This is a genomic window from Pseudovibrio sp. Ad37 (genome assembly GCF_001623075.1).
Taxonomy (GTDB): Bacteria; Pseudomonadota; Alphaproteobacteria; order Rhizobiales; family Stappiaceae; genus Pseudovibrio.
This window is the reverse complement of the sequence record NZ_LMCF01000151.1, coordinates 26,997-50,270: the sequence shown is the minus strand read 5'-3', so window position 1 is coordinate 50,270 and position 23,274 is coordinate 26,997. Positions and strand designations below refer to the sequence as shown.

The 23,274-nt window shown below is 51.8% G+C and carries 25 protein-coding genes; 20 read left to right on the top strand and 5 right to left on the bottom strand.

The annotated features are described in order from the left end of the window. The first annotated feature begins 1 nt into the window (after position 1). From PsAD37_RS19505 to PsAD37_RS19440, 14 genes are all read left to right on the top strand, one after another. Complete coding sequence (locus PsAD37_RS19505; RefSeq protein ID WP_063297551.1) at positions 2-412, top strand: DUF6163 family protein; 411 nt, start codon at positions 2-4, stop codon at positions 410-412. A gap of 115 nt (positions 413-527) precedes the next feature. After that, positions 528-1,472: a 3-hydroxyisobutyrate dehydrogenase gene (gene mmsB / locus PsAD37_RS19500; RefSeq protein ID WP_244272545.1), complete on the top strand. Its 945-nt coding sequence runs from the start codon at positions 528-530 to the stop codon at positions 1,470-1,472. A gap of 155 nt (positions 1,473-1,627) precedes the next feature. After that, positions 1,628-2,140 carry a transcriptional regulator LdtR gene (ldtR, locus tag PsAD37_RS19495; RefSeq protein WP_063297550.1) on the top strand — a complete coding sequence of 171 codons (513 nt, stop codon included), beginning with the start codon at positions 1,628-1,630 and terminating at the stop codon, positions 2,138-2,140. Positions 2,141-2,644: 504 nt separating this feature from the next. Beyond that, positions 2,645-3,991, top strand: coding sequence for a murein L,D-transpeptidase (locus PsAD37_RS19490; RefSeq protein WP_057464292.1), 1,347 nt, complete (start codon positions 2,645-2,647; stop codon positions 3,989-3,991). A 160-nt stretch (positions 3,992-4,151) separates the two neighbouring features. After that, positions 4,152-4,337: a hypothetical protein gene (locus PsAD37_RS19485; RefSeq protein ID WP_057464293.1), complete on the top strand. Its 186-nt coding sequence runs from the start codon at positions 4,152-4,154 to the stop codon at positions 4,335-4,337. Between the two features lie 183 nt (positions 4,338-4,520). Further along, entirely contained in the window at positions 4,521-5,834 is a 1,314-nt protein-coding gene (gene glyA / locus PsAD37_RS19480) for a serine hydroxymethyltransferase (protein ID WP_063297549.1), read from the top strand. 68 nt (positions 5,835-5,902) lie between these two features. Beyond that, positions 5,903-6,388 carry a transcriptional regulator NrdR gene (gene nrdR, locus PsAD37_RS19475; protein WP_057464295.1) on the top strand — a complete coding sequence of 162 codons (486 nt, stop codon included), beginning with the start codon at positions 5,903-5,905 and terminating at the stop codon, positions 6,386-6,388. Positions 6,389-6,482: 94 nt separating this feature from the next. Next, positions 6,483-7,628 carry a bifunctional diaminohydroxyphosphoribosylaminopyrimidine deaminase/5-amino-6-(5-phosphoribosylamino)uracil reductase RibD gene (ribD, locus tag PsAD37_RS19470; RefSeq protein ID WP_063297577.1) on the top strand — a complete coding sequence of 382 codons (1,146 nt, stop codon included), beginning with the start codon at positions 6,483-6,485 and terminating at the stop codon, positions 7,626-7,628. Continuing rightward, the gene (locus PsAD37_RS19465; protein WP_063297548.1) at positions 7,629-8,252 is read left to right on the top strand and encodes a riboflavin synthase; all 624 of its coding nucleotides are present in this window, start codon (positions 7,629-7,631) and stop codon (positions 8,250-8,252) included. 156 nt (positions 8,253-8,408) lie between these two features. Further along, the gene (gene ribH / locus PsAD37_RS19460; protein ID WP_057464297.1) at positions 8,409-8,858 is read left to right on the top strand and encodes a 6,7-dimethyl-8-ribityllumazine synthase; all 450 of its coding nucleotides are present in this window, start codon (positions 8,409-8,411) and stop codon (positions 8,856-8,858) included. An 8-nt stretch (positions 8,859-8,866) separates the two neighbouring features. Further along, the gene (nusB, locus tag PsAD37_RS19455; RefSeq protein WP_057464298.1) at positions 8,867-9,358 is read left to right on the top strand and encodes a transcription antitermination factor NusB; all 492 of its coding nucleotides are present in this window, start codon (positions 8,867-8,869) and stop codon (positions 9,356-9,358) included. 3 nt (positions 9,359-9,361) lie between these two features. Then, positions 9,362-10,381 (top strand): thiamine-phosphate kinase, encoded by a 1,020-nt coding sequence (thiL, locus tag PsAD37_RS19450; protein ID WP_063297547.1) that lies wholly within the window; start codon positions 9,362-9,364, stop codon positions 10,379-10,381. Positions 10,382-10,551: 170 nt separating this feature from the next. Further along, complete coding sequence (locus PsAD37_RS19445) at positions 10,552-11,769, top strand: MFS transporter (protein WP_063297546.1); 1,218 nt, start codon at positions 10,552-10,554, stop codon at positions 11,767-11,769. Between the two features lie 180 nt (positions 11,770-11,949). Beyond that, entirely contained in the window at positions 11,950-14,079 is a 2,130-nt protein-coding gene (locus PsAD37_RS19440) for a sodium-translocating pyrophosphatase (RefSeq protein WP_063297545.1), read from the top strand. A gap of 89 nt (positions 14,080-14,168) precedes the next feature. Here PsAD37_RS19440 and PsAD37_RS19435 read toward each other — a convergent pair whose 3' ends face one another. The 4 genes from PsAD37_RS19435 to PsAD37_RS19420 all read right to left on the bottom strand — a co-directional run bounded on the left by PsAD37_RS19435 (position 14,169) and on the right by PsAD37_RS19420 (position 17,991). Further along, positions 14,169-15,449 (bottom strand): carbohydrate porin, encoded by a 1,281-nt coding sequence (locus tag PsAD37_RS19435; RefSeq protein ID WP_208991982.1) that lies wholly within the window; start codon positions 15,447-15,449, stop codon positions 14,169-14,171. 267 nt (positions 15,450-15,716) lie between these two features. Next, entirely contained in the window at positions 15,717-16,136 is a 420-nt protein-coding gene (locus tag PsAD37_RS19430; RefSeq protein WP_063297575.1) for a thioesterase family protein, read from the bottom strand. A gap of 150 nt (positions 16,137-16,286) precedes the next feature. Then, positions 16,287-17,195, bottom strand: a complete 909-nt coding sequence (locus tag PsAD37_RS19425) for a DUF417 family protein (protein WP_063297544.1) — start codon at positions 17,193-17,195, stop codon at positions 16,287-16,289. Positions 17,196-17,553: 358 nt separating this feature from the next. Next, a complete protein-coding gene (locus tag PsAD37_RS19420) occupies positions 17,554-17,991 on the bottom strand; it encodes an outer membrane protein assembly factor BamE (protein ID WP_057464446.1) in 438 nt (145 codons plus the stop codon). A 127-nt stretch (positions 17,992-18,118) separates the two neighbouring features. Here PsAD37_RS19420 and PsAD37_RS19415 point away from each other — a divergent pair, with 127 nt between their 5' ends. From PsAD37_RS19415 to PsAD37_RS19390, 6 genes are all read left to right on the top strand, one after another. Then, complete coding sequence (locus tag PsAD37_RS19415; RefSeq protein ID WP_208987852.1) at positions 18,119-18,679, top strand: ubiquinol-cytochrome C chaperone family protein; 561 nt, start codon at positions 18,119-18,121, stop codon at positions 18,677-18,679. Continuing rightward, the gene (locus PsAD37_RS19410; RefSeq protein WP_063289201.1) at positions 18,672-19,244 is read left to right on the top strand and encodes a DUF177 domain-containing protein; all 573 of its coding nucleotides are present in this window, start codon (positions 18,672-18,674) and stop codon (positions 19,242-19,244) included. Before PsAD37_RS19415 ends, PsAD37_RS19410 begins: the two co-directional genes overlap by 8 nt. A 166-nt stretch (positions 19,245-19,410) precedes the next feature. Beyond that, a complete protein-coding gene (gene plsX, locus PsAD37_RS19405; protein ID WP_057464304.1) occupies positions 19,411-20,460 on the top strand; it encodes a phosphate acyltransferase PlsX in 1,050 nt (349 codons plus the stop codon). Positions 20,461-20,470: 10 nt separating this feature from the next. Continuing rightward, positions 20,471-21,448 carry a beta-ketoacyl-ACP synthase III gene (locus PsAD37_RS19400; RefSeq protein ID WP_063297543.1) on the top strand — a complete coding sequence of 326 codons (978 nt, stop codon included), beginning with the start codon at positions 20,471-20,473 and terminating at the stop codon, positions 21,446-21,448. Between the two features lie 135 nt (positions 21,449-21,583). Further along, entirely contained in the window at positions 21,584-21,895 is a 312-nt protein-coding gene (locus PsAD37_RS19395; RefSeq protein WP_057464306.1) for an integration host factor subunit alpha, read from the top strand. Between the two features lie 41 nt (positions 21,896-21,936). Next, positions 21,937-22,650 (top strand): MerR family transcriptional regulator, encoded by a 714-nt coding sequence (locus PsAD37_RS19390; RefSeq protein WP_063297542.1) that lies wholly within the window; start codon positions 21,937-21,939, stop codon positions 22,648-22,650. A 102-nt stretch (positions 22,651-22,752) separates the two neighbouring features. Here PsAD37_RS19390 and PsAD37_RS19385 read toward each other — a convergent pair whose 3' ends face one another. Beyond that, a complete protein-coding gene (locus PsAD37_RS19385) occupies positions 22,753-23,181 on the bottom strand; it encodes an Lrp/AsnC family transcriptional regulator (RefSeq protein WP_063297541.1) in 429 nt (142 codons plus the stop codon). Positions 23,182-23,274 lie beyond the last annotated feature (93 nt).

Here is a 23,274-nt window from a genome sequence, read left to right as displayed (position 1 = left end):
TATGCCTGGCGTTTTTGTAGAGCTGATGAAGAGGATTCCCTCCTTTCAGTTTTTGCTGCATGCGTATGTCAGGCTGCTTGCCGTCTTCATGCTGTTTGCAGGCCTAAGCTACTGGGGCGCTATACTTGGTGTGCGCTTGATTGACGATGCTCCGTTTGAGAGTGTCGGCGTACAAGTGCAGTCTACCATTATCTTTTTCGCTATTCTCGATCTGGTGACTGCCATTGGTCTGTGGCTGCTTTCCAGCTGGGGAACAGTGATGTGGCTGTTCCGCTCACTGGCGCAGGTGGTGATGTATTCCGTGTTTCCCATGGTCTTTGGTCGTAGTCCGACTGAGGTCATATTCTACATCAGTGCAATCGCCCTTTATCTCGTTCTGCTTTACCTTGCAGAGCGAGAGGAGCGGGCCTGATCGACCAAAGTTCAGTTTGGTCTGTAACTCATTGAAATTTACTGTTTTGCAAACTGCCGTTCACGTCAAATTGATCTGAGCGAACCCTAGGTGATCAGCTTGGGGCAAGTTCTAAATGTTCAAAATCCTGACGGACGGCGATTTTCGGGAGGATGCAATGGGAGAAACTGTTCTTCGCGTTGCTTTTATTGGTCTTGGTAATATGGGCGGCCCTATGGCTGCAAATCTTGTCAAAGCCGGACATGAAGTCGTCGGTGTAGATCTTTCTGAAGAGGCGCGTACTGCGTTTCAGGCTGCGGGCGGGCAAGTTGCTTCGTCAGCAGTTGAAGCGGTTCGCGACGTTCAGGCTGTTGTTACCATGCTGCCAGCAGGGAAGCATGTTCGTGCCGTGTATACGGGCGAAGATGGAATTCTTGCGCATGCACCAAAGGGCACGCTGTTTATCGATAGCTCGACTATTGATGTGGACAGCAGCCGCGATGTTGCAAAAGCAGCAAGCGAAACTGGTATGGGCATGGTCGATGCTCCAGTTTCCGGGGGTATTGTGGGTGCTGCGAACGGCACATTGACCTTTATGGTTGGTGGACCTGATTCTGCATTTGAACGGGCTAAGCCGCTCCTGGATATTATGGGAGCCTCGATTGTTCATGCTGGTGATGCTGGCGCTGGGCAGGCAGCAAAGATCTGTAACAACATGTTGCTTGGTATTTCGATGATCGGTACCTGCGAGGCGTTTGTTTTGGCTGAGAAGTTGGGTCTGGACCCGCAGAAGCTTTACGACATCTCCTCCAAGTCCTCTGGTCAGTGTTGGTCTTTGACCTCCTACTGCCCGATTCCCGGACCGGTTCCGACGTCGCCAGCCAACAATGAATATAAGCCCGGCTTTGCAGCTCCAATGATGCTGAAAGACTTGCTACTGGCGGAAGAGGCAGCAGATTCGAGCGGAGCCAACACGCCAATGGGTGAGAAGGCGGCTCGGCTTTATGAGGAATACTGTAACAATGGCGGGGAAAACGTCGACTTCTCCGGCATCATCCACTTGCTTCGGAAGTCAGGGTAAACAGAGGGTTAACGGAAAGGTCTACACGCTTGCTAGTGATTAAGAAATAATTCATCGTGTCTCTTAAGCGGTTCTTAGAAGCGGTCGCGTAAATTTGCTTCAAGTGCTGATAAAAATACGAACGCACGAAAAATATGGACATGAGGCGCAACCAGATGATCAATACAAACAGGGCCGTTGAGGTCTTGGCGCAAGAAGAAGAAACGGTAGGGCTGAAGCCTGCATACCTCGAGGCACTGACGCTCATCGAGCGTCTGCATCGTCGTCTTCTTGACGTCATTAAAGATGAGTTTGACCGGATGGGTCGTTCCGATGTGAACAGCGTTCAGGCGCTGCTTCTTTTCAACATTGGCGACGCCGAGCTGACTGCAGGCGAGCTTCGTACTCGCGGTTATTATCTTGGTTCCAACGTTTCTTATAATCTGAAGAAACTCGTTGAAACCGGATACATCAATCACGAACGTTCCCAGATGGATCGCCGCTCTGTGCGGGTGAGCCTGACGGAAAAAGGGCGCGAGATTGCTCAGATTGTTGATGACCTTTACAGTCGTCATATTCTTTCTGTTGAGCAGGTTGGTGAGCTCTCAACCGAGAACTTTGAAGGGCTGAACCGGTCCCTGCGTCGTCTGGAACGCTTCTGGACAGATCAAATCCTCTATCGTCTTTAATTTTCGGCGATATCAGGGCTTTCAAAAAACACCGCTTCCATGCACCGGGGGCGGTGTTTTTGCGTGTTATGAGGGCCGGCTTGCGGCAAAGCTTGTATGGGATTGCTGTTAGTGGCGGGCCAGCTCCAGATAAGGCATCTGTGAGTAAGTTGGGCTGATTGTTGCTTTCTTGCACTAGGTGCAAACCAACGCTCGCTGCGTAACCACCTTTTTCCCACTTGGAGTAATTAGCCATTAAACGGTCACATTGAGTGGGGAATACACGCTCTCACTTTTCGGGCTGAAAAAGTGTTGTTGGCATTGTAAATTTAGAAGCTGTCAACTCTGATTTGTTCAGGGGATCGATCACTTTCTTTAATTCACCAACAGATGTTCCTCCCCGATTTTTGGCTGAAGTCTTGCGAGTTTGCTAAGATAATGCCATGTAGATTTGCCATGTTAAGTCTCTGTTTACCAAGTTACATGGAATCTTACAGAATGACTGATTGCTAGGAGAAACTATTCGTGTTGGCACCTCTTTTAAACCGCAGCAAGTTTGCTCTGGCTCTCGTTGTGAGTACGGGCCTTTCTGCAGGTATGATGTCTGCACAGGCACAGGTTAAGGTTCCAGACCTGCTTTCCTATAATGGCAGCATTCAGCAAGCCGTCAGTCAGCCGGCGCCGGTTGCTCCTACACAGCCTATCGTTGGTCAGGGCACGGAATGGGAAGACACCTTTGATGAGGGGGTTTCTTCTTTGGAGCAGATTGATTTTGTGGCTCCGATTATCTCCAAGCAGACCAGCCAGTACATGATTGATGCGATTCTCGATTATGAACGTATCGCTCTCAATGGCGGTTGGCCTGAGGTCTCCACCAAGAAAGTTTTGCGCATTGGTATGCGCGCACCAGCAATTGCAGCTTTGCGACAGCGCCTGATTGTTTCAGGCGACATGGCGCAGCATGCGGGTGTCTCTGAGGTTTTTGACAGCTACGTTGATTCAGCTGTTCGCCGCTTTCAGTTGCGCCATGGCCTGACACCAGATGGTGTTGTGGGCCGGGCAACCGTGATTGCGATGAATGTGCCTGTTGAGGTGCGTTTGCAGCAGTTGCGGACCAATCTGGAGCGCGTTTCTGCCTTGGCTGAGAATGTGACAGATACCTATGTGAACGTGAACATTCCGGCAGCTCGCATTGAGGTTGTTGAGAATGGCCGTGTTCGCTCCCGCCACACCGCTGTTGTTGGCAAGCAGGATCGCCAGTCTCCGATCCTCAGCTCTGCGATTTATGAAGTGAACTTCAACCCGTACTGGACTGTTCCTGTCAGCATTATCCGGAAAGATCTTATTCCGAAGATGCAGAAGGATCCACAGTATCTGGCGAAGAACAACATCCATATCTATGACTGGTATGGCAAAGAAAAGCAGTGGCAGGAGATTGACTGGAATACGGATGAAGCGACCCAGTATCGCTTTACGCAGGACCCGGGTGAGGGCAACTCCATGGGTAGTATCCGGATCAACTTCAACAACACCCATCAAGTGTACCTGCACGATACGCCAGAGCAGTCTTTGTTCGGTGAGGGCTATCGCTTCCATTCCTCCGGCTGTGTGCGTGTGCAGAACGTGCGTGAGCTGGTGACATGGTTGCTTGGGTCGACAACACCAGACTGGACCCGCAGCCGCGTGGATGCAGCCATCAATTCAGGTGAGCGTACGGATGTGAAGATGAAGAGCCGTATTCCGCTCCACATGTCCTACGTGACTGCGTGGGCGCTGAGCGATGGTATGGTTCACTTCCGGGATGACATCTACGACAAGGATGGGCTTTACGCGGCGAGTGCTGATCCGATGGCGCAGGCCTCTGCTCAGTAAGGTTTTGCAAGAGTTTCAAGTTTGAAGGGCCGTCTCTGCCAGATGCAGAGCGGCCCTTTTCTTTTGGGGATGTGATTGCTGGCAAGCCTGTGCTGCGCTGTTTTACCTGCTAAAACGGCAGGCAACTTACGAATCTGAGAGAAGCGAGGCGAGGGGCCATATGTCTAAGCTGGGGCAGGTCTATTTTGAGACGCGCGTGGTTGGGAATGCTGTTCGCATGACAGCAATTTGTGCGCAGAGCGGTGTTGAAGTGTTTGTTGTGGGGCCTCGTAATGCGAGCGAGTCGCATCTGAAACAGCTGGCACTTCGTAAGCTGGAACGCAAATTACAACCTCAAGATGCGTAATTCATAAATTTTGGGTGATGGCAGCAATAGTATTGCGCAATTCCTATGAACAACGCTTGGTTCGTTACCCCCTATATGTTAATGGGCTAGGACCCGAAGCTACAACTTGTCGGGATGGGAATGCGAAACGATATTGGGACGTTTCGTCAGTTTGTTGCTCCAACCTTGTCATGAGGTCCACCTATGTCCGTATCGGATAATCCAATTACGACGCCGCTCTACCCAGAGTTTTTTACAGGTAGCCTGGCTTCTGGTGACCCAGAGCTTCTCGAGGCAATCAATAAAGAACTTACTCGTCAGCAGAACGAGATTGAGCTTATCGCTTCGGAAAATATTGTATCTCGCGCTGTGCTTGAGGCGCAGGGTTCCGTCCTGACCAACAAATACGCCGAGGGTTATCCTGGTCGCCGTTACTACGGTGGTTGTGAATACGTCGATATCGTTGAGCGTCTTGCAATCGACCGCGTAAAAGAGCTGTTCGGTTGTGATTTTGCTAACGTGCAGGCGAATTCCGGCTCTCAGGCCAACCAGTCTGTTTTGCTTGCATTGGCGAAACCAGGCGACACTCTGCTCGGCATGAGCCTTGATGCAGGTGGTCACCTGACACACGGCGCTCGCCCGAACTTGTCCGGCAAGTGGTTCAACGCTGTTCAGTACGGCCTGAACACTGACACTGGCCACATCAACATGGATGAGGTGCGTGAGCTTGCTAAAGAACACCAGCCAAAGATCATCATTGCTGGCGGTTCTGCTTACTCCCGTGAGATTGACTTTGCTGCGTTCCGCGCAATCGCTGACGAAGTAGGCGCTTACCTTTGGGTCGATATGGCGCACTTTGCAGGTCTTGTTGCTGGTGGACAGCATCCAAGCCCGTTCCCGCATGCGCATGTTGCAACATCCACCACCCATAAGACCCTGCGCGGTCCTCGTGGTGGTCTGGTTGTGACCAACGACGCTGACATTGCGAAAAAGATCAACTCCGCGATCTTCCCAGGTCTGCAGGGTGGTCCTTTGATGCATGTGATCGCTGGTAAGGCTGTTGCCTTCGGTGAAGCGCTGCGTCCTGAGTTCAAGACCTACGCGAAAGACGTTGTCGAAAACGCACAGGTTCTGGCTGCGACCCTGGTTGAAGGTGGTCTGGATATCGTTTCTGGCGGTACTGACACGCACCTGATGCTGGTTGACCTGCGTCCAATGGAACTGACCGGCAAAAACGCAGAGATTTCTCTGGGCCGTGCGAACATCACCTGTAACAAGAACGGTGTTCCGCTTGATCCTCAGAAACCGACCATCACCTCCGGTATCCGCCTTGGTACACCTGCTGGTACATCCCGCGGGTTTGGTAAGGAAGAATTCCGTGAAATTGGTAAGCTGATTACCGAGGTTCTGGAAGGTCTGCGCAAAGCAAATTCCGTTGACGACAACGAAGCTGTGGAAGCACGGGTCAAAGAGAAGGTACTGGCCCTTACTGCCCGGTTCCCAATCTACAAAAACTAATTTAAACGAGAAGAACCGCCGGACATCCTTCGGCGGTTCTTTAGTGTTTAAGTAAGGAGGCAGGCGAGATGCGTTGTCCATATTGCGGGGGTGATGACACCCAGGTGAAGGATTCGCGCCCGACCGAGGATAATACAGCTATCCGTCGGCGCAGGGTCTGCCAGACTTGTGGTGGTCGTTTTACCACCTTTGAGCGTGTTCAGCTGCGCGAGCTGACCGTTATCAAGCGTAATGGGCGCCGGGTTCCTTTTGATCGCGAAAAGCTGATGCGCTCTGTACTGATCGCAACCCGCAAACGTCCCGTTGAGCCAGAACGTATAGAGCGTATGGTGAGCGGTCTTGTCCGGCAGCTGGAAAGCTCCGGTGAAAGTGACGTTGTGGCGGAAGATATTGGTCATTTGGTCATGGAAGGGCTGAAAACCCTTGACGATGTGGCTTATGTGCGGTTCGCTTCTGTTTATAAGAATTTCCGCGAGGCCAAAGACTTCGAGGCTCTGCTGGATGAGCTTTCCGATGCGGATGTTGATCCGCTGATGATGCCGCCACGGACGTAATCTCTGGCTTTTTGCAGTGTTGTGTTGCGTAATTTCTCCGAGGATCGGGCTTTTCTTTTAGGAAATACGCTGTAGTGCTGGCAGGGGGATGGCTTTGTCTGGTTACAAAGCATTAGATGCAAAGGAACGAGTTGAGCACGAGCGCTTTATGGCGGCGGCGATCAGCTATGGCATTCGTGCAAAGGGCCGGACGTGGCCCAATCCTCCGGTTGGAGCAATCCTGACAAAAGATTTTGGTGATGGGTCTGTGATTGTGGGGCAGGGTGCAACTCTGCCTCCCGGTGGCTCTCACGCTGAAGTGCTGGCCATCAAAGATGCCGGTGAACATGCCCAGGGCGCGACAGCTTACGTGACCCTTGAGCCTTGTGCGCATTATGGCCGGACTGGCCCGTGTGCGCGGGCGCTTGTGGCAGCTGGTGTGGCGCGCGTTGTTTATGGCACAGCTGATCCCAACCCTGCTGTTGCAGGTCGCGGCAAAAAGATCCTTGAAGAAGGCGGTGTTGACGTCCTTATCGGTATTTTGGAAAAAGAATGCCGACAGGCCGTTCGCGGTCATATCTCCCGTATCCTTAATGAACGTCCTTTTGTTCAGCTCAAAATGGCCGTGTCGAAAGATGGTTATATCGGCAAGCGTGGTGCCGGGCAGGTGGCGATCTCCAGTCCGTTGTCGCGGCAGTTGGTGCATGCGATGCGGGCGCAGATGGATGCCATTGTTGTGGGCATCGGCACGGTTTTAGAAGACGATCCTGAGCTCTCTGTGCGCCTGCCTGGCATGGCGCATCGCTCACCGCAGCCGGTGGTGTTTGATAGTCAGGCCCGGATTCCGCTTTCCTCCAAGCTGGTGCAAAACGCAGAGATCAATTCCCTGTGGGTGGTGATTGGTGAACATGCGCCGGATCATCGCGTCAGTGCGCTTGAGCGGGAAGGCGTGACAGTTATCGTCAATGACTGCCTCAAAAATGGCAAGGTATGTCTTGATAAGGCACTGGATGCGCTTTACATGCATGGTCTCTCCCAGATTATGGTTGAGGGCGGTGCGGAACTTGCGCACGGTCTGCTTCAGCAAGATCTGGTGGATGAGCTTTTGATTTTCCAGGGAGCCAACCTGATTGGGTCTGATGGTATTCAGCCTTTCGGCTTTGAAGGGCTGGAGAGTTTGCGAGACGGTTATAACAAGCAGATGCTGCGTCCTGTGGGCGAAGATCTGTTGTGGCGGTATACGCCAAAAGAGAGGTTCTAGGTGTTTACGGGCATCGTTAGTGACGTTGGAACAATCCTTGAGCTGGAGCAGATTGCTGCAGGTCAGCGGACGAAAATTGGTACTGTTTACGATCCTGACGGGATCGATATTGGTGCATCTATTGCCTGTTCCGGCGTTTGCCACACTGTTGTTGCGAAAGGTCGTGATGCCGAGCAGAACTGGTTTACGGTTGAATCGGCTGCCGAAACGCTGGCGCTGACAACTGTTGCTGAGTGGAGCGTGGGCAAGCGGGTCAATCTGGAGCGTTCCCTTTCCATGGGCGCTGAGCTGGGTGGTCACCTGGTTCTGGGGCATGTGGATGGCAAGGCGACCATTGTTGAACGGACCGAACACCCTGAAAGCGTTTATTTGAAATTTGAGTGTGCACCTGAGTTTGCGCGGTTCATCCCGAAGAAGGGATCCGTGGGGCTGGATGGCACCTCATTGACGGTGAACGAGGCTGAAGGAAATACGTTTTCTGTCTTCCTTATTCCGCACACTCTGGAGGTGACCACATGGTCCGACAGGGCGCAGGGGGATGAGGTAAACTTGGAAGTTGACATGATGGCACGGTACGTTGCGCGTCTTGCTGAGTTTCCAAGCCTTGCAGAAATCGCAAAATAGCCTTATAGCCAAAAACTTCCGCAGGAAATAACTGGACATTTCGCTTGGGGCGTGGTTCCTGAGCGCACATACGTGGGTATTGTCCGTACCCGTGGCCTTAACCCATCTTTGCTGATTACTCAGTGAAAATATGAGGTTGGCATTAGGAGAAATTAGATGAGCGCCGTTCCGCACATTCTTGTTATTGAAGCACGGTTTTACGAAGATCTGGCTGATGCCCTTTATGAAGGTGCTTCAGATGTGCTGGACCGTGAAGGAGCGAAAATCTCTCGACTGGCTGTGCCAGGTGTGCTCGAAATTCCTGCTGCGCTTTCCATGGCGTTAACCGCAATGGAAAATGGCGATGCAGATTATGACGGTTTTGTATTGCTCGGTGTTGTAATTCGCGGTGAAACAACCCATTACGACATCGTTTCTAACGAGTCGGCTCGTGCGATCATGGATCTTTCTGTGGATGCAAACGTTGCAGTTGGCAACGGCATCCAGACAGTTGAGAATGATGATCAGGCATGGGCGCGCGCAAGCGTTTCTAAAAAGAACAAGGGCGGCGGTGCTGCTGAAGCTTGTCTTGCTATGATTGACGTGCGCGACCGGTTCGGTGTGTAAGGTTTAGGATGACAACGGAAAACAACAAGAAAAACGCCGAAGTGAAACCCGCGAATAAGCGCGGGGTTGCTCGACTAGCTGCTGTTCAGGCTGTGTATCAGATGGAAATCACTGGTGCGCGTTTGAATGATGTGCTGAATGAGTATGAAGCTTACCGGCTTGGTCAGGAAGTGGATGGCGACCAGTACCGTGATGCGGATCCGGCATGGTTCCGTGATCTAGTGCAGGCGGTGTTTGAGGATCAGCTGCGTATTGATCCTCGCATTCACACAGCGCTTTCTGAAGATTGGCCACTGAAGCGTATCGACACCACTTTGCGTGCGATCCTTCGTGTTGGCTGTGCTGAGTTTTTGCGTAAAAAAGACGTTCCGGCCCGCGTTATCATCAATGAATACATTGATGTGACGAAGTCCTTCTATGATGGAGATGAGGCGCGTTTGGTCAACGGTATTATGAACCGTCTGGCTCGCGAGCTGCGTCAGTCTGAATTCGAAGACTAAAAAATGAACGAGAGAACTGCCAGTTCCAGACCGGGAGAGTTCTCGCTTATTGAGCGCTATTTTGCGCCGCTTGCCACCAGCGCGGGTGCTGTGCATCTGCAAGATGATGCTGCTGTATTTGCCCCTGACACCGGATGTGAATTGGTAGTAACCAAGGACATGCTGATGGCAGGGGTTCATTTTTTTGAAAATGACCCTCCCTTTGAAATCGCGCAAAAAGCGCTTGGTGTGAACCTTTCGGATCTGGCTGCCAAAGGCGCAGAACCTAAGGGCTATCTGCTGGGCCTTGGGCTATCTAAGGACATCAGTGAAGAGTGGGTTGCTGAGTTTTGCCGCGGTTTGAAGCTGGTTCAGGATCAGTTCCAGATTGATCTTCTTGGCGGTGATACGATTTCCTGCCCGCAAGGCCCGCTGCTTTCCATCACCGCGTTTGGTCAGGTTCCAACGGGGCAGGTGGTTCGGCGCAATGAGGCTGTTGCTGGTGCACTGCTCTATGTGACTGGCACCATTGGTGATGCCGCACTTGGCCTGAAGTTGCGGTTGGATGAAGCACTCGCAGATAAGCTTGAGCTTTCTGCTGAGCAGCGTGATTTCCTTCTAAACCGTTATTTGCTGCCGCAGCCTCGTGTTGGTGCTGCTCAAGCGCTTCGTGATTATGCTGTTGCGGCGATGGATGTGTCTGACGGGTTGGTTGCTGATCTGGGACATATGTGCCGGACATCGCAGGTGCATGCTTCTGTGCAGCTGGAAAGTGTTCCGCTGTCTGACGCTGCTTCTGCAATGATTGCGAAGGATGCTGCGTTCCGTGAGACAGCGATTGCGGGCGGGGACGACTATGAGATCCTTGCTGCTGTGATGCCTGAGAACGCCGGGGCTTTTGAGAAAGCTCTTCAAACGGCTGGTTTGTCTTGTTCCCGGATCGGAGAACTGCACGAGCCAGAGGCTACAGGGCCTGCGATTTCCCTCAGTTTGAATGGTGAAGCTTATTGCCTTCTGGGTGCTGACGGGTTCAAGCATTTCTGACACCATCGCAGACCGATAATCGACAATAACGGTCTTGCATGACGTATTCTCATCGAGTTGTGCGTATATCTCTCAAAGTTGCAGGTGATCAGGTGAGCTCTGTGGTTGCTCATTACGTGGAATTGATTAGGCTGTCGGTTCCTTCCTGACATCTTTGAAAGATTTACATTATGGCAAATACTCTGGCGGCTCCGTTGATTGATGACGGATTGGCAAAGCGCAATGCGCTGCTTTTGGCGCTTGCCCAGTCGTTTGCTGGTGGTGTTCCTCCTATCATTTTTGCAACCACATCTATTCTCGCCTCTGTTTTGCTGGTTGATGATAAGTCTTTGGCAACCTTGCCTGTTACTGCTTTCGTGCTTGGAACGGCCATCGGGACGTTGCCTGCTGGCATGATCATGCGCAGTTTTGGACGCCGTGCCGGGCTTGTTGGTGCGCTGTTGTTTGGTGTGCTGTTTGCTTTGGTTGCCGCCTACGCTGCTTACCTTGGCAGTTTTACGCTGCTTTGCGTTTCCACACTCGGCAGTGGTTTTGTGATGGCCTTTACCCAACAGGCACGTTTTGCTGCTGCTGATACAGCCAGCCCTGCCTTTAAGCCCAAAGCTATTTCATGGGTTTTGACCGGTGGTATCCTTGCTGGTGTGGTTGGTCCGCAGACTGTAATTCTGACTCAGGGCATGTTTGAGCCCTTCCTTTTTGTTGGAACCTACCTTGCGCAAGCGGTCTTGATGCTTATTGGTTTGTTTTTTGTGGCGTTTTTGGAAATACCTTTGCCACCGAAGATGGAAAAGCATGAACGTGGACGTCCGCTTTTAGAGATTCTGAAGCAACAAAAGTTCTTTGTAGCTGTTGGTTGTGGAATGATCAGTTACGCGATCATGAACCTGATCATGACGTCTGCTCCGCTTGCCATGGTTGCTTGCGGGTTGACGAACTCAGATGCGGCTCTTGGCATCCAGTGGCACGTGATTGCCATGTTTGCCCCGAGCTTTATTACGGGAAGTTTGATCGGCCGATTCGGTCATGGGGCTGTAATTGGCACCGGATTTTTGCTTTATGCGGTGTGCGCGCTGGTTGGCCTTACGGGACTAGAGCGTTGGATTTTCTGGAGTTCCCTGATTTTACTTGGTCTTGGCTGGAACTTTTCTTTCGTCGGAGCGTCTGCGTTGCTGACACAAACTTACCGACCAGAAGAACAAAACAGAGTCCAATCCATAAACGACTTCTTTGTCTTTGGTTTAGTCGCAACTGCCTCGTTTTCCTCAGGGAAATTGTTAAACGTGTTTGGTTGGGAAACTGTCAACCTAATGGTGTTCCCGTTCGTTATCTTATGTCTATTTCTTGTTGTCTCACTGATGTTTACTGAAAAAAGGGAAGTTAAAGTTTGAATAATTCCAAGTAGTTTCTCTCCTTTCAACATACGTGTTTCCTTCCACTACCACGCAAAAGCAACTTGACGGATAGTGACAGGTATATACCGTCACTGTGTTCGTTAAATTACACAATTGCAGTGCGGATTTTGCTACGAACACACACATAAGTAGCAGGGTACCCTTAGGGGAGGAAATATGACTGAACTTATCGTTACCATTGCGTGCGGTTTGCTCTCTGTCGTTTACGGCATCTGGGCAATTCGCAGCGTGATGGCTGCTGACACCGGGTCTGCGAAAATGCAGGAAATCGCTGGTGCCATTCAAGAGGGTGCGCAAGCATACCTCACTCGTCAGTACACCAGTGTTGCAATTGTTGGCGTGGTTATCTTCGCCATCGTCGCTTACTTGCTGTCTATCACCGTAGCTATTGGATTTGTTATCGGTGCCGTTCTTTCCGGTGCCGCAGGATTTATTGGAATGCTCGTCTCCGTACGGGCAAACGTTCGCACTGCACAAGCTGCAAGCCAGAGCCTTGGGGCAGGGCTCTCAATTGCATTCCGTTCCGGTGCTATCACCGGAATGTTCGTTGCCGGTCTCGCTCTTTTGGGCGTTGCCGTCTACTACCTGATCCTCACCGGACCTATGGGCATTGAGCCAACATCACGTACTGTGATTGATGCGCTTGTGGCTCTTGGCTTTGGTGCCTCTCTGATTTCCATCTTCGCCCGTCTTGGCGGCGGCATCTTTACAAAAGGTGCTGATGTTGGTGGTGACCTTGTTGGTAAGGTTGAGGCTGGCATTCCTGAGGATGATCCACGTAACCCGGCAACAATCGCAGATAACGTTGGCGACAACGTTGGTGACTGTGCAGGTATGGCCGCTGACTTGTTTGAAACCTACGCCGTGACGCTTGTTGCGACGATGGTTCTTGCGGCGATCTACTTTGCAGGTACGGCTGATTTGCAGTCTGCAATGCTGTATCCGATGCTGATCTGTGGTGTTTGCTCTGTGGCATCCATCATCGGTACGTTCTTCGTGCGTCTTGGTGCGTCCAACTCCATTATGGGCGCGCTCTATAAGGGCTTCATCGCCACTGCAATTGTTTCACTGATCATCCTGTATCCGCTGACCTACTGGGTCTTCGGCGGTATGGATACAGTGTTAACGCAGAGCAATGGTGTTAGCTTTACGCCGCTGGATCTGTTCTTCTGCGGTGTTTCCGGTCTTGTGGTGACAGGTCTGATCATCTGGATCACTGAATATTACACCGGTACCAACTTCCGTCCTGTGCAGGCGATTGCCCGAGCATCTGAAACGGGTCACGGTACCAACGTTATTCAGGGTCTTGCTGTCTCCATGGAATCCACTGCGCTTCCTGCATTGGTGATCATTGCCGGTATTATCGTGACTTTCCAGCTGGCTGGTCTGTTCGGTATTGCCATTGCAGTGACAACGATGCTGGCGCTGGCTGGTATGGTTGTGGCGTTGGATGCGTTTGGTCCAGTCACGGACAACGCTGGTGGTATTGCTGAAATGGCAGACCTGCCTGCGGAAGTGCGCGACACGACTGATGCGCTGGATGCTGTTGGTAACACCACAAAGGCAGTTACCAAAGGCTACGCGATTGGGTCTGCCGGTCTTGGTGCTCTGGTGCTGTTTACGGCTTACACGGAGGATCTGAAGTTCTTCGTGGCAAACTCTGAGCAGTTCCCTTACTTCAAGGGTATGACCGAGGCGTCTATCGATTTCTCACTGTCTAACCCATATGTGGTTGTCGGCCTGTTCTTTGGTGGTCTGCTCCCATTCCTGTTTGGCGGTATGGCGATGACTGCTGTGGGCCGCGCTGCGGGTGCTGTGGTTGAAGAAGTTCGGCGTCAGTTTAAAGAGCAGCCTGGCATCATGAAGGGTGAAGTTCGCCCTGATTATGGCCGTGCTGTTGATATGCTGACCAAGGCTGCAATCAAGGAAATGATCATTCCAAGCATGCTGCCTGTGCTGTCTCCGATCGTCATTTACTTCCTGATTGAAGCGATTGCTGGCAAAGCAAATGCCTTCGCATCCCTGGGCGCTATGCTGCTTGGTGTGATTGTGACAGGGCTGTTTGTTGCGCTTTCCATGACCGCTGGTGGCGGTGCGTGGGACAACGCCAAGAAGTACATTGAAGATGGGCATTACGGTGGTAAGGGCTCTGAGGCTCATAAAGCTGCGGTGACAGGTGATACTGTTGGTGATCCTTACAAGGACACTGCTGGTCCAGCTGTGAACCCAATGATCAAGATCACAAACATCGTGGCTCTTCTGCTTCTGGCAGTGCTGGCGCACTAGTTTGCTCTGATCTGATTTGAAACTAAAAAGCCCGGTCTGGGAGATGGCCGGGCTTTTTGCTGTTCTGATGTCGGGGGCTTTAGCGGAGGTCAGAATTTCACTGAGAACTCGGTGCCAAAGACCCAGGCGTCCGGGATGTCGTCGTTTCCGGCGGGATTGACCACGTATTGAAAGTCCAGTGAGAGATAGGACCAGTCGGCGAACTGGTAGCGATGGGTGGCTTCGAATACGAGCTCATAGGACTGGCCGGGCAGGTGATCACTGAAATACCCAAGAATGAAGGCTCCGGCAGTAACGTCATTGTCTCTGTTGGGGATCAGGCCTTGGTAGAACAAGCCGCCGCTGATGCCAAGAGGTTGGGTGTTGATGGCTTGTTGTGGCGCGATTGTAACAAGGGCCCAGAGACTCAGACCTTGCAGGTCCTTTTCCTGATAGATCATCTGCCGTGCGATGGCATAAGCGCCCCAGTTGCCTTCACGGGTTTCAGTGGTGGTGGTGCCCAGAACATCCACTTTGCCAGTGTTGTAAAAGGCGCCCAGCTGATAGTGGCCGGGGAGATACTTGCTTGTGTCGTCTTTTCCCGGATTAACGCCGACTTGCCCAACCATCAGCACGTTGCCTTTGGGTGCAAAGCGGAAATTGAAGCCGTTCTCGGCGTTGTTCAGATCATCTACGGACGCGTCATAGACGCCGAGGCTGACGTATTGATTACCGGGGAAGGTATAGTTGCCTGCCAGACCCCATATGTTGAAGGGGTAGGTGGTGAAAGTGGGCTGGTTGATGAGCAGCTGACCAGGGGTGCTGTTGAGGGCTCCGTTGAGGTAGTACGCGAAGGTATCGTCTCTTGCGAAGATGTCGCCCACAGCGAGACGACCGGCGGAGAGGTACAGCTGATCATTGAGCAGGTTATGCTCCAGACTGAAGTTGGCGATGGCGAGGATGTCGCTTGAGAAAATTTGGGTGACGCCAAAGTCGTTGCCAATGACCTCCTGTGACAGGCCCTGTCCCAGACCTTGATACATGATGTAGTGCAGGCTGCTGCCTTTGATGCCGAAGATCTTCTCAAAGTCCAGCATAGCCATGCCTTCCAGCCGCGCGCCATAAGTTGCGCTCTGGTTCAGGCCGCCAACGGGGTTTGCGGCGACGTCCTGGGTGTAGAGGACACCTAGATCAAGACCCTCGTCAGAAAGGTTGGTGCGGATACCGCCCCAGTCGCGTGTTTCGTTGTGCCATTGCGCCCAGGCTAATGGCCAGTTGCCCACTTGCGCGCGAAGTTCCGTGCTGGCTGTCAGCGCTATGCCGACAACCGCTAGAAACTGTAGAACTGGCGATATGCGTTTTTTTATCGCAGGTACCTTAAGCGCTCGCAAAAGCTGGTTCCCCTAGACTGACTCAGGCAAACAGAGAAACTCAGGATTATGCAGCGCGCACTCTTGTTTACGCCGCATGCTCCAACACTTTGATGGAACCCATCCTTTTGCGAAAAACGCCCGCACTCATTCAAGAATTTGCCCGCATCAATCTGGTATGCAGCAGTGCTGCATGTCCTACTCAGATTCACTTACAGGATTACTATAGTCTGTTGTACTTGCGGCGGCTTCTATCTGAAACCTGCTAAGTAATTTTGAGGTGCCTGATCAGGCTGCTGGCTCCGGCTGCAGGGCGTCATAGCGTTCTCTTGCATGCGCGGGGAAAGGGCAGGACTTTCGGGCTTCTCGATCCATATGGACACCGACGGCCCGCATGGTTGCAACAGGTGTGTTGGTGATTGAGTCAAACATGGTGTGTTTGAAGAGGATGGTCTTGTCGCGCATTTCTTTAATTTCAGAGCGTACGACAAGTAGGTCGCCTGCGGAGACCTCCGCCAGATACTTATATGTGATCTCCAGTGCAGCCATGCCTTTGTTGCTCTCGCGGATATAGGCTGGGGTGATGCCAATGTGGGCGAGCATGTGCCATGTTGCTTCATCAAATTTGGAGGTGTACCAGGCCACATTCATATGGCCCATGTGATCTTCCTGCTGCGGGTAAACAATCCCGCGATATGTCTCAAACATCTTTGTTTCCAATACAATCGCAATCCTGACCAGCCTATTGGGAAGAGTGCTGCAGGTCATTACGACTGTCGGATACCTTCAGGTGAACGTGAAAAAGCCGGTGCTCCTTAAAGAACACCGGCTTTCCTATCATTGCTGTCTATGTGCTGCTTAGTAATTGCGCCAAAGGATGATGGCGGCGGCGAGCAGGAACTGGTCTTTCAGCACGAAGATGCCTGTACGGTTGAGGAGAGGGAAGAATGAATCCGCATCCCAGCCCGGTACGGAGAACATGAAGGTGAGGGTGCCGAGTGCTGTAGCAGCGATGCCGAGGACACCCAGACCGCCAAGGAAGCGATTGAATGGCAGGCAGAGCAGCAGCAGCAGGAAGACCCACTCAACGATACCGATGAAGTTGGAAGCGCCCTGAACATCCCAGACCTGATAGGTCCAGCTGAAGAGGATGTTGGACTGCATCAGGCGGACAATGCCTTGTGCCTCAAACTCATAAAACTTCATAGCGCCGATCCAGCCCATGACCAGTGCGATACCAGCGAAGCTTGCGAACACGGCCAGCTTTTTGAGAGAGCCTGCGGTCTGCTCCTTGCCAGCTGTGTGCATGTGATGCCCGAGGATGTACGCCGGGATTGCAAACATGGAGAGGTACTTCAGGAGGTTCTGACCGGAGCCGATAATCGGGAAACCTCCGAGAGCATCCATCCACACAGGGTTTGTGAACAGGTAAAGGAAGTTCAGGGCGAAGATCAGCATGGCCATCAGGCAGCCAAGAATGCCAAGGCGGCGATCTTTCAGGCCAAGCAGAACCAGAATGCCTGCCGGGACTTCAAAAAGAGCCATCAGAACGCCGGTGAGAGGCACGCCGAGTGCTTGAACCACTCCACTGAAAATCGGGCTGTTGCCGAGCCAGAACTCGATTTGCTGATGTTCCGGACCTGTCAGCTTCAGCAGGCCAACCCAGATCAGGTAGGTTGCTGTGACGAGTGTGAGGTAGATAAAAAGAGCGTGATCTGAGGGGCGCAGATCTGTAATTTTTTTGAGGGCAGTAGAGGAGTGCGTCATGATTTTACTTCGCGTTTGTCGTTAGAGCACGTCGCGTTTATTTGAATTCACGCATCGCGATCTAACATCCTTGGTGGAGCGAATTCTTGTCGTTTGATTGTTTCCAATCAAAAGGAACGCGCTCTAATGCCTTGAAGAAACCACGGAAGAAGACGGCCAGAATGCGTATAACTCCTCAATACAGGATCACATGTAGCAAACCTCCAATAACACCAGCGTGATTTTAAGTGTGAAGCTTAGGATTTGGCAGCATTCGCGATATGAATGAGATAGAGCAGCCTGGCCTGTTGGCTTTGAACGCAAAAAAAACGGCGCCTGAAAAACAGGCGCCGTTTTTTAAACTCGTGATGGGCGGGTCTTAGAGACCGATTGATGGATTTGCAGCTCCACGCAGGATCTGCGTCAGGAGACCATAATCAGCACCGCCGGTGCGTGTTTTTCTGCCGAGGTAATCAAAGACTTTTCCGTCTTCAATGCCGTAGTCAGCAACGGACTTCACGTAACCATCTTTATCAAAGTAAACAGCGACAACACGCTGGTCGACGATAGACGGAGACCAGAATGCCACTGTTTCGCTCTTTTGCGAGATATAATAGTAAGCTTCACCGTCCAGATTAGATGTGGTGGACGGGCTACCAAGGAGAAGTTCTACCTGCTCACGGCTTGAACCGACTTGAACATCTTGAATTGAATCAGGTGAAACAACCTGGCCATGTGTCAGTGTCTGGGTGAAGCAGCCGGCAAGTGGCAGGCTCAAAAAAGCGAGGAACACAGTACGGCGTGCGAATGCAATCATTCCAAACATCCTGTTGGCTTGCAAATTGCAGCAAAATGCAGCAAGCAAGCGGTTTAGATTCAGACTTGTGCTTATGCCATCCTCGTGGCAGTCACACAAGTAACTCGACAAGCGCAAGAGAGGTGCCATGATCTTCGGTTTTTTCCGTCGACGTAAAGACACATCCGTCAGAACAACTTACGAGCGGATCGTCGCGCAGGCACGACTACCAGTGTTTTATCAGCACTATGGTATACCTGATACGAGCGAAGGTCGCTTCGAGATGATTGTTTTGCACGCTTTTTGTGTCTTTCACCGGTTAGGAGGCGAAGATAAGGCGTCCCGGAAATTTGCACAGGCTGTATTCGATTATTTTTTTCAGGATATGGACCAGAGCATGCGAGAGATCGGTATTGGCGACGAAGGTGTGCGTAAACGGGTTCGAATTATGGTCGAATCGTTTTACGGACGCACAGCCAGCTATATGCAGGCTCTGGAAAACAAGGACAATTCCGCTCTATTTGAGGCCTTTGTAAGAAACATTTATGGCGAGAGCGGTGAAGCTGTTGCGATAAGAGCGCTGGTTCATTACATGCATGAAGCGGTGGAAGGCCTTGCTGCTCTTCCAACCCATGAAATTCTTGCGGGCGACGTCAAATTTGTGGCTCCAAAGATCGAACTTATAAGGGAAAGCGCCAGCGATGGCTGAAACTGAATACCCGTGGGCCTATTTATTCGATGCGGTGCGTCTTGGTAAGAAAACCAAACAGCTAAAGCTTGTCCTCAATGAGAATGAGCGGACGCAGATCGCCAAGGCCTATGATTTGATAGAGCTGCCTGAGTTCGAAGCCGACCTTGAAGTGCGTCCGTGGCGCCGTGATGGACTGGCGGTGCGCGGTCACATTCGCGCCAAAGCTATTCAACAATGCGTTGTGACGCTTGACCGAGTTGAATGCCTGGTGGACGAAGAATTCGACCGTACATTTTTGCCAGATCAAGATTCCCGGGGGCGTCGTCGAAGTGATGATGATACCTTGGAAGTAGATCTGGATATTGATGAGAGCGATCCGCCGGATTATTTCGAAGGCTCACAGGTGGATTTCGGAGCTGTTGTTTGTGAGCACTTTGCGTTGGGACTGGATCCATTTCCTCGGGCTAAAGGGGTTGAAATGGATGACAAATATGCTCCGGACCCAGAGGAAGAACTGAAACAGGATGAAGAGCAGAAGCCTTCTCCTTTTGCTGCACTAGAAGCCCTTAAAGGCAAAAAATAATCTTAGATTGCTGCAAAGGTTTTTTAGAGGTGGGTGTTGCGAGACGTTTATAATCGAGTATCTTCGCGACGCGCATTTCCACTGAACTTAGGGAAAATGCTCTTAACTATTCCGAGGTCTACCGATACAAGGGCAGACTTTGTTGGGACAAGGCAAGAAATTGGAAATGTCTGAAAAAATACGTATTTCTCTTGATGCTATGGGGGGGGATTACGGTGTTGAGGTGGTGCTGCCTGGTGCTGATCAGGTGCTGCAACGCTGCCCGAATATCGAATTCCTACTTTTCGGTGACAGTAAAGTCATCGAGCCAATGCTCGAGGAATACCCTCGTCTGAAGCAGGCATCCGTTGTTCATCATACCGATGTGTCGATTGGCATGGACGAAAAACCGAGTCAGGCTTTGCGCAAGGGCCGCGGTAAATCTTCCATGTGGAATGCGATCGCTGCGGTTAAAAATTCTGAAGCAGATGTTGCTGTTTCCGCTGGTAATACGGGCGCGCTGATGGCGATGTCCAAGTTTTGCCTGCGCACCATGTCTGGTATTGAGCGTCCTGCGATTGCGGCAATGTGGCCGACACTTCGCGGTGAGTCCATTGTGCTCGACGTGGGCGCCACGATCGGCGCGGATGCACAGCAGCTGATCGACTTTGCTATTTTGGGCGGCGCTATGTGTCGTTCTGTTCATGGTGTTAAGCAGCCGACTGTTGGTCTCCTTAATATTGGTGTTGAAGAGGTGAAGGGTGTCGAGGAAGTGCGTACAGCAGGCAAAATGCTGCGCGAACTGTCTCCTCCAAACCTTGTTTACTCCGGCTTTGTCGAGGGTGATGATATTGGTAAAGGCACCGTTGATGTTGTTGTGACCGAAGGGTTTGCCGGCAATATTGCACTCAAAACAGCCGAGGGAACCGCAAAACAGTTTGCTGGCTACCTACGGGCTGCTATGAAACGTACGCTCATGGCGAAAATCGGTTACTTTTTTGCACGGGGTGCTTTCGAGCGGCTTCGGGCGAAAATGGATCCGCGTAAAGTCAATGGCGGGGTCTTTCTTGGGCTCAATGGGATTGTTATCAAAAGCCATGGCGGAACAGACGCTGAAGGTTTTGGTGCTGCCATTGAACTTGCCTATGATATGGCCAAGAATGAATTGATTAAAAAGATCTCCGAGGATCTGGCAAACTACCATCGTGGTCGTTTCTCAGAGGCTGAAGAAAACTGAAGGGTTTAAAGTGAAGGCACTTCGCTCTGTATTTTTGGGCTGTGGCAGCTATCTGCCTGAAAAAGCACTTACTAACCAGCAGCTTACCGAGATTGTTGACACTTCTGATGAGTGGATCGTTCAGCGTACCGGGATCAAGAACCGTCATATAGCGGCAGAAGGTGAGTTTACGTCTCACCTTGCAGTGAATGCTGCCAAGGCTGCGCTGGAAAATGCCGGTGTTGATGCGCAGGACATTGATCTGATCATTCTGGCAACCTCAACACCTGACAATACGTTCCCGGCAACGGCTGTTGCTGTGCAGGCCGAACTTGGTATCAACCACGGTTTTGCGTTCGACGTTCAGGCTGTTTGCTCTGGTTTTGTTTATGCGGTTACCACTGCCGACGCATACCTGCGCGGTGGTCTGGCTAAGCGTGCGCTTGTGATTGGCGCTGAAACATTCTCCCGCATTCTCGATTGGGAAGACCGTACGACCTGTGTTCTGTTTGGCGATGGCGCTGGCGCTGTTGTCATGGAAGCGCAGGAAGGTGAGGCTTCTGCTGAGGCCAGCGGTGTGTTGACCTGTCATTTGCGTTCTGATGGCCGTCATAAAGAAAAGCTCTATGTGGATGGTGGTCCTTCTACCACGCAGACAGCTGGTCATCTGCGCATGCAGGGCCGTGAAGTGTTCAAGCACGCGGTTGGCATGGTCACTGATGTGATTGAAGCTGCCTTTGATGCCACTGGCACAACTGCGGAAGACCTGGACTGGTTTGTGCCGCACCAGGCGAACCAGCGCATCATTGATGCCTCTGCTAAGAAACTTGGCATCGCTCCTGAAAAGGTAGTGAAAACAGTTTCCGAGCACGGCAACACTTCGGCTGCATCGATTCCTTTGGCTCTGGACAGTATTGTTAAAGCTGGCAAGGTCAAAAAGGGAGATCTGATCATGCTGGAAGCAATGGGCGGTGGCTTTACCTGGGGTTCAGTACTCCTTAAGTGGTAAAAAGCGGCAAAAAACCCCAGAGGGTTGCATTTCTTAGCAAATGAGCTGTTGACCCTGACGCCGGTTGGCCATACCGTAACTTGTTGAAAGCAAGCTTTATTCTTACGGATCATGGCTTTACCGGAGGAGGGTGGAATGGGTAGTCACACTGTAACCCGCGCTGATTTATGTGAAGCGGTTTACCAGAAAGTCGGCCTATCTCGGACTGAATCTGCCGAACTCGTTGAGCAGGTACTTGCAGAAATTTCTGCCAGCCTGGAAGGCGGCGAGTCTGTCAAATTGTCTAGCTTTGGCTCTTTTGTTGTTCGCTCAAAAGGTGAACGCATTGGCCGTAACCCAAAAACAGGTGAGGAAGTTCCGATCTCTCCACGCCGGGTTATGGTATTCAAGCCAAGCAATGTTCTTAAACAGCGCATTAATGATGCACTGGTTGAGGGCGCCAGCTAATTTGCTGCCCCGATAATAGTAAGGTTTAGAGGGTCTGCATCGTGGAGAAGAGCGCCGACGCGTTCCGAACAATTAGTGAAGTAGCGAGTGAACTGGATCTGCCGCAGCACGTTCTGCGGTTCTGGGAAACACGATTTACCCAGATCAGACCTCTGAAAAGAGGCGGTGGACGGCGCTACTACAGACCTGACGACCTTGAGCTTTTGCGCGGTATCCGCCATTTGCTCTATGGGGAAGGCTATACGATTAAAGGTGTGCAACGTATTTTGCGAGAGCAAGGCGTGCGCGTCGTTATGGACGTTTGGAAAGAGGGTGGTGGCGTTGTCATCCCAACCTCGTCCAGCGCCAATACGCCTGTAGGCGTAGCTCCTGATCCATCCCAAGTTTCTGAGGATTCAGTGCGCAGTGCAGCGGAAGCTGCGGTCGCACAGGCTATCATGTCGTCTCCAGATGAGATGTATGAGCCGCAGGAAGACTGGGTTGCTGAGCGGCCTGTTGAAGAACAGGCGGTTCTTCCGCTTGAGAGCGAGCCTGAGCCGCAGATGCCATTGCCGTCCGGTCTGTTGCCGGATGACGAGCCGGATCAGCATGGCAAAGGTGGGCATGGAGCGTTTGGCTTCATGGATCGTTTGATGGGCTCTGAAAAGGAAGAGGCAGCTGGTTCTGCTGGACTTTCCAAGGACAATGTTGATCGGCTGCAGTCCACGCTCTTTGAGTTGTTGGAGTGTAAGCGTATGCTGGATCAGGCGCGATAATCTGCAAAAATTAATAGGGTCTTGGGTTGGTGGAATGCTGACCTGAGCGTTGGTTTAAGGGCGTCAGTCACTGCTTTATTGCAGTCGGCGCCCTTTGCTGTTTCAGGTGCGTTGAAACTCATCCCGCAAAATGACAGTGGTTGTCAGGTCCTTCACACCGTCAGTGGATGCGATGGCGTCTCTGACGTTGTTGAGCATCTCTATTGAGGAGGCAACGACTTCGACCACAAGGTCGAGCTCTCCACTTACCGAACTTACGCGTTTAATCTCTGGAAACGCTGCCAGTATGTCGAGGATTTCACGCATTGGCGTGCGTGATAAGCGGATGAACAGGAAGGAGGAGATGTGGGTGGGATCAAGGCCGTCGATGTCTGCCCTGTAGCCGCGAATTGTGCCGTTGTTCTCCAGCCGTGTGATGCGTTCACTGGTGGCACTGCGAGACAGGTTGATGCGGGCTGCCAGTGTTTTGATCGGGATACGGGCTTCTTTGGAGAGGATCGCGATAATCTCGCGGTCGGTGGTGTCGAGCATTGAGATTCCTCTGCGCGGACTATCAGGAAGAGTGCCGTTAAAATACTTATTAATCGCGACATAGTGGTGGTGCAACTGACATAAAGTCGGTGT

What these genes read in the sequence shown, in the direction of transcription:
- PsAD37_RS19395 (WP_057464306.1), top strand. Translation starts at nt 21,584, where the DNA reads ATGGGTAGTCACACTGTAACCCGCGCTGATTTATGTGAAGCGGTTTAC.
- ribH (WP_057464297.1), top strand. Translation starts at nt 8,409, where the DNA reads ATGAGCGCCGTTCCGCACATTCTTGTTATTGAAGCACGGTTTTACGAA.
- PsAD37_RS19410 (WP_063289201.1), top strand. Translation starts at nt 18,672, where the DNA reads ATGGCTGAAACTGAATACCCGTGGGCCTATTTATTCGATGCGGTGCGT.
- PsAD37_RS19425 (WP_063297544.1), bottom strand. Translation starts at nt 17,195, where the DNA reads ATGACGCACTCCTCTACTGCCCTCAAAAAAATTACAGATCTGCGCCCC.
- PsAD37_RS19445 (WP_063297546.1), top strand. Translation starts at nt 10,552, where the DNA reads ATGGCAAATACTCTGGCGGCTCCGTTGATTGATGACGGATTGGCAAAG.
- PsAD37_RS19385 (WP_063297541.1), bottom strand. Translation starts at nt 23,181, where the DNA reads ATGCTCGACACCACCGACCGCGAGATTATCGCGATCCTCTCCAAAGAA.
- PsAD37_RS19420 (WP_057464446.1), bottom strand. Translation starts at nt 17,991, where the DNA reads ATGATTGCATTCGCACGCCGTACTGTGTTCCTCGCTTTTTTGAGCCTG.
- glyA (WP_063297549.1), top strand. Translation starts at nt 4,521, where the DNA reads ATGTCCGTATCGGATAATCCAATTACGACGCCGCTCTACCCAGAGTTT.
- nusB (WP_057464298.1), top strand. Translation starts at nt 8,867, where the DNA reads ATGACAACGGAAAACAACAAGAAAAACGCCGAAGTGAAACCCGCGAAT.
- PsAD37_RS19485 (WP_057464293.1), top strand. Translation starts at nt 4,152, where the DNA reads ATGTCTAAGCTGGGGCAGGTCTATTTTGAGACGCGCGTGGTTGGGAAT.
- PsAD37_RS19440 (WP_063297545.1), top strand. Translation starts at nt 11,950, where the DNA reads ATGACTGAACTTATCGTTACCATTGCGTGCGGTTTGCTCTCTGTCGTT.
- mmsB (WP_244272545.1), top strand. Translation starts at nt 528, where the DNA reads ATGTTCAAAATCCTGACGGACGGCGATTTTCGGGAGGATGCAATGGGA.
- ldtR (WP_063297550.1), top strand. Translation starts at nt 1,628, where the DNA reads ATGATCAATACAAACAGGGCCGTTGAGGTCTTGGCGCAAGAAGAAGAA.
- PsAD37_RS19415 (WP_208987852.1), top strand. Translation starts at nt 18,119, where the DNA reads ATGATCTTCGGTTTTTTCCGTCGACGTAAAGACACATCCGTCAGAACA.
- plsX (WP_057464304.1), top strand. Translation starts at nt 19,411, where the DNA reads ATGTCTGAAAAAATACGTATTTCTCTTGATGCTATGGGGGGGGATTAC.
- PsAD37_RS19430 (WP_063297575.1), bottom strand. Translation starts at nt 16,136, where the DNA reads ATGTTTGAGACATATCGCGGGATTGTTTACCCGCAGCAGGAAGATCAC.
- PsAD37_RS19505 (WP_063297551.1), top strand. Translation starts at nt 2, where the DNA reads ATGCCTGGCGTTTTTGTAGAGCTGATGAAGAGGATTCCCTCCTTTCAG.
- nrdR (WP_057464295.1), top strand. Translation starts at nt 5,903, where the DNA reads ATGCGTTGTCCATATTGCGGGGGTGATGACACCCAGGTGAAGGATTCG.
- thiL (WP_063297547.1), top strand. Translation starts at nt 9,362, where the DNA reads ATGAACGAGAGAACTGCCAGTTCCAGACCGGGAGAGTTCTCGCTTATT.